This window comes from Mesorhizobium sp. WSM4307 (genome assembly GCF_007003945.1).
GTDB lineage: Bacteria > Pseudomonadota > Alphaproteobacteria > Rhizobiales > Rhizobiaceae > Mesorhizobium.
The window spans coordinates 1-4031 of the sequence record NZ_VFTB01000030.1 but is presented as its reverse complement, the minus strand read 5'-3'; the positions used below and the strand labels follow the sequence as shown (position 1 = coordinate 4031).

The window sequence follows — 4031 nt, the reverse complement described above, 5'->3', positions numbered from 1 at the left end:
CTTCCGACCGAGGCAACGGTCGCCCAGGTGCTGGTCTCAAAATATGCCGATCACCTTCCGCTCTATCGTCAGGCGCAAATCTACGCCCGGCAGGGTATCAATCTCGATCGCTCTACGCTCGCCGACTGGGTCGGCCGCGCCGCCTGGCACCTGCGTCCGGTGCATGAGCGGCTGCTTGGCAAGCTGAAGTCCTCGGCAAAACTCTTCGCCGACGAGACGACCGCGCCGGTGCTCGATCCCGGCCGCGGCAAGACTAAGACAGGTCAACTCTGGGCCTATGCCCGCGATGACCGACGATGGGAGGGGAGCGACCCGCCGGGCGTCGCCTATGTCTATGCGCCGGACCGAAAGGCCGAGCGTCCGATCGCTCATCTCGCAGGCTTCACCGGAATCTTGCAGGTCGACGGCTATGGCGGCTATCGCGTGCTGGCCGACAAAAGCGGCGTCACGCTCGCCTTCTGCTGGGCGCATGTCCGTCGGCGCTTTTATGAACTGGCAGCAGCCGGTCCCGCGCCGATCGCCAGTGACGCGCTGAGACGGATCGCCGAACTCTACAAGATCGAGGATGACATCCGTGGCCGATCGGCCAACGAGCGCCGCGCGATGCGTCAGGACAAAAGCCGCGCCATCGTCGCCGATCTCGAACCCTGGCTGCGTGAGAAGCTCGGCCTGATCAGTCAGAAGACCAAGCTCGCAGAGGCAATCCGCTACACGCTCTCACGCTGGGAAGGCCTCTCGCACTTCCTTGACGACGGCCGCATCGAGATCGACAGCAACACCGTCGAACGCTCGATCCGTCCGATCGCAATCTCGGGGTCATTCTGCCCATGTTGGGCAGGAGGTCGAAGTCCCGTGCGCAGCAATGGATCTGGGCTCCCCGCGCGCGTCGCTTGCTGCACTGCTTGAACTGAACAAGCTCTTGATCCAGCGCCGTTTCCGGCGAGGCTCTCCGGATGGTTTCATCATCGGGGAGACTCAAAATGAGAACCTTGCCGCCACCGACACGATCTCTCGTGATCGTTCGCCAGCTCAGCATGCGCTCGACTCGCACAAGCTAGTCGGGCTGAGCGCAGCGCAACGAACGATCGTGATCGCCCGGCTCGCCAATGTGCTGATGGCCGCCGCCGGTATCGTGACGGAGGAGAGCCGCGATGACGAGCCGTAATCTGATTCCGGCCACCATCCTCAAGCGCAAGGCCGTTGTCTATGTACGTCAGTCCACGCAGGCGCAAGTGCAGCTCAATCTTGAGAGCCAGCGTCGGCAATATGAGCTGGTCGACGTCGCGCGGCGCTGGGGATTCCGCAAGGTTGAGGTGATCGACGAGGACTTGGGACGCACCGCAAGTGGAGCTGTGGAACGTCCCGGTTTCGAACGCCTGGTCGACGATCTGTGCACCGGTCATGTGGGCGCTGTGCTTTGCCTGGAGGCGTCCCGCCTGTCTCGCAACGGACCGGACTGGCATCGGCTGCTCGAGTTGTGCGGCGAAGTCGATGCACGGGTGATCGATCTGGACGGAGTCTACGATCCGGGACTGCCGAACGATCGCCTGCTGCTCGGCATGAAGGGGAGCATAAGCGAGTTCGAACTCGGGGTGCTGCGTGCTCGCATGTACGAAGCTGACCGCGCCAAGGCACAGCGCGGCGAACTGCGCATCTCTGTGCCCTTCGGCTACGTCTGGCACCGGGATTACGGTCTCGGGTTCGATCCCGATATACGCCTGCAGGAGACCATTCGCCTGATATTCGCGCGTTTCCGCGAACTCGGCAGTGCCCGCCAGGTCCTGATCTCGATGATCGACGATGGCGTGCATTTCCCCAGACCCTCCGACGGCAAGAAGATGGTGTCCTTCGCCTGGGTTCCGGTCCGCTACCGCAACGTGATCTCCGTCCTGAAGAACCCGTTCTACGCCGGCGCTTATGTCTATGGTAAGAGCGAGAAGCGCACCGAGATCGTGGATGGCCGCGTCCGCAAGAGCTATGGTCATTACAAGCCGGCCAGCGATTGGGCGGTGGTGCTCAAGGAGCATCACGAAGGCTATATCGGATGGAGCGAGTACGAACGGAACCAGGAACTTCTCGCCGCCAACGCCTATGGCAAAGCCGGCGGCGTCAAGTCGGGCCGCGGCGGTCGCGCGTTGCTCCCGGGTCTTCTCTCCTGTGGTCGATGCGGGCGAAGACTGGTTGTCACGTATGCCGGACGTGGCCAAGGTTACCCGGTCTATCGTTGCGAGAACACCATGATGGCGCAGGCGCGATGCATGTCGTTCAACGGCTTTCGCACCGATGCGGCGGTGGCCCGCGAAGCCTTGGAGGCGGTTGCGCCGATGGCGATCGAGGCGGCGTTGGAGGCTGAACAGATGCAGCTGGAGAGCGAAGCCAGGCGGCGGCAGATGATCGAGATGGACCTGCAGCAGGCACGCTATGAGGCATCGCTCGCCGAGCGCCGCTACGCCGCCTGCGACCCGGAGAACCGGCTTATAGCGGCCCAGCTCGAGAGGAACTGGGAAGCTAGGCTCAGGCGCGTGGAGACCTGCGAGGCCCGGCTCAGTGAAGTCCAGCGTATGGAGCCTGTCGACGCGATCCCTGACTTCACCGGCCTCGCCCAGGATCTCGAAGCCGCCTGGAATGCGCCGGGTGTCGATATGCGGTTCCGTCAGCAACTGCTGCGCGCGCTCATCAAGGACATTGTGGCGGACGTCGATGACGACGCGCGCGATGTGATCCTGACCATCCATTGGCATGGGGGCCAGCATTCCCAGGTAAGGGTTCGCAAGTCCAAATCCGGAGAGCATGGCCAGAGTACGCCTGAGGAGGCTCTGGCGGTCATGCGATCCATGGCAACGCGATGGTCGGATGCCGAAATCGCCGCCACACTCAACCGCATGGGCATGAAGACGGGTCAGGGAAAGACCTGGACGGCGCGACGCGTCCAATCCCTGCGCACGGTGCACAAGATCAGCGGCTATCGGTCTTCCGACAAGAACGGCGAGTGGCTTACCATGTCGGACGCGGCCGCGAAGCTTGGCGTGTCGCACGTCAAAATCCGCCGGTTCGTCAGGGACGGCATATTACCAGCCGAGCAGGTCATGCGCGGCGCGCCCTACCAGATCCGCGCCAGCGACCTTGAAGATGAACGGATCAAGGCCGATTTGGCGCGCAAATCTCCGCGTATCATCAACGACGATAATCAGAAATCGCTGTTTCCCGCCATTTGAAGAGGGGGTGCATAATGAATCAGTCTTCGCGCTCAACCGCAAGAACGCGCTCTTCGCAGGCTCTGACGGCGGCGCCGAACACTGGGCAGTCATCGCCTCGCTGATCGAAACCTGCAAGCTCAATGGTGTCGAACCGCTCGGCTTATCTCGCCGATGTCCTCACCAGGATCGTCAACGGCCACCCCAACAGCCAGATCGACGATCTCCTGCCTTGGGTCTACATCAACAAGCTCGAGCTCAAGGCCGTGGCCCGAGAATACCGCTTACTCTTGACATGCACGGGCCGGAACAGGTTAACCCGCATATCTGCGCGATGCCGCGAGCATGGTTGCGGTCGGTCTTGTTGACCTGTGCCTTGAGAACGCCTTGGAATGACGGGGCTCGATACAGGTCACGTAGTCCGGCTGCCGCCAGACCAACCATTGGGATAAGGGGCCGGCTTCAAGCCTGATCCGGGCGAGATTCCATGCGGGGTTCTTCAATGCGTCAGCAAGATCGTCCGGATGACTAGCAACCTTCATCTCTCGGCAAATTCGGCGCCCTTCTCACGATGCAAACGGTGGTCTCTTTCACGGAGACGTCCAGTCCGGCATAATTTTTCATGCTGCGCTTCCTTTCCTGATGCTTGTGGCTGTTCACACAGACCACGTTTTGTCATCATCTCGAAGCGCAGCACTTCAAAACAACCCGTTCAAGGCGGGGGGCAAAGCCGAATACCACAATCTAAACACCTAGCGATGCTGTTCAAATTCGCCTTGCCGGCATGGGACCCCATCGCTGTCATCACAGGAAGCAGTACGTGGGAGGGGAACTGCT

At 61.5% G+C, this 4031-nt stretch carries 2 protein-coding genes and 3 pseudogenes; 4 read left to right on the top strand and 1 reads right to left on the bottom strand.

Annotation, left to right across the window (positions count from 1 at the left end; translation table 11 throughout):
- The 4 genes and pseudogenes from FJV83_RS36260 to FJV83_RS36250 all read left to right on the top strand — a co-directional run.
- Positions 1-813: pseudogene (locus tag FJV83_RS36260) on the top strand (IS66 family transposase); the annotation flags it as partial.
- Positions 814-862: 49 nt separating this feature from the next.
- Positions 863-1165, top strand: a complete 303-nt coding sequence (locus FJV83_RS36715; RefSeq protein ID WP_063169337.1) for a hypothetical protein — start codon at positions 863-865, stop codon at positions 1163-1165.
- On the top strand, positions 1152-3215 hold the full coding sequence (locus tag FJV83_RS36255; RefSeq protein WP_063169338.1) for a recombinase family protein: 2064 nt from the start codon (positions 1152-1154) through the stop codon (positions 3213-3215). The genes FJV83_RS36715 and FJV83_RS36255 overlap by 14 nt, the downstream gene beginning before the upstream one ends.
- Positions 3216-3243: 28 nt before the next feature.
- A pseudogene (locus FJV83_RS36250) lies at positions 3244-3436 on the top strand (transposase domain-containing protein); the annotation flags it as partial.
- Positions 3437-3480: 44 nt separating this feature from the next.
- On the opposite strand, the pseudogene FJV83_RS37485 reads toward FJV83_RS36250, so the two are convergent.
- Positions 3481-3818, bottom strand: a pseudogene (locus FJV83_RS37485) (IS110 family transposase); the annotation flags it as partial.
- Positions 3819-4031: the final 213 nt, after the last annotated feature.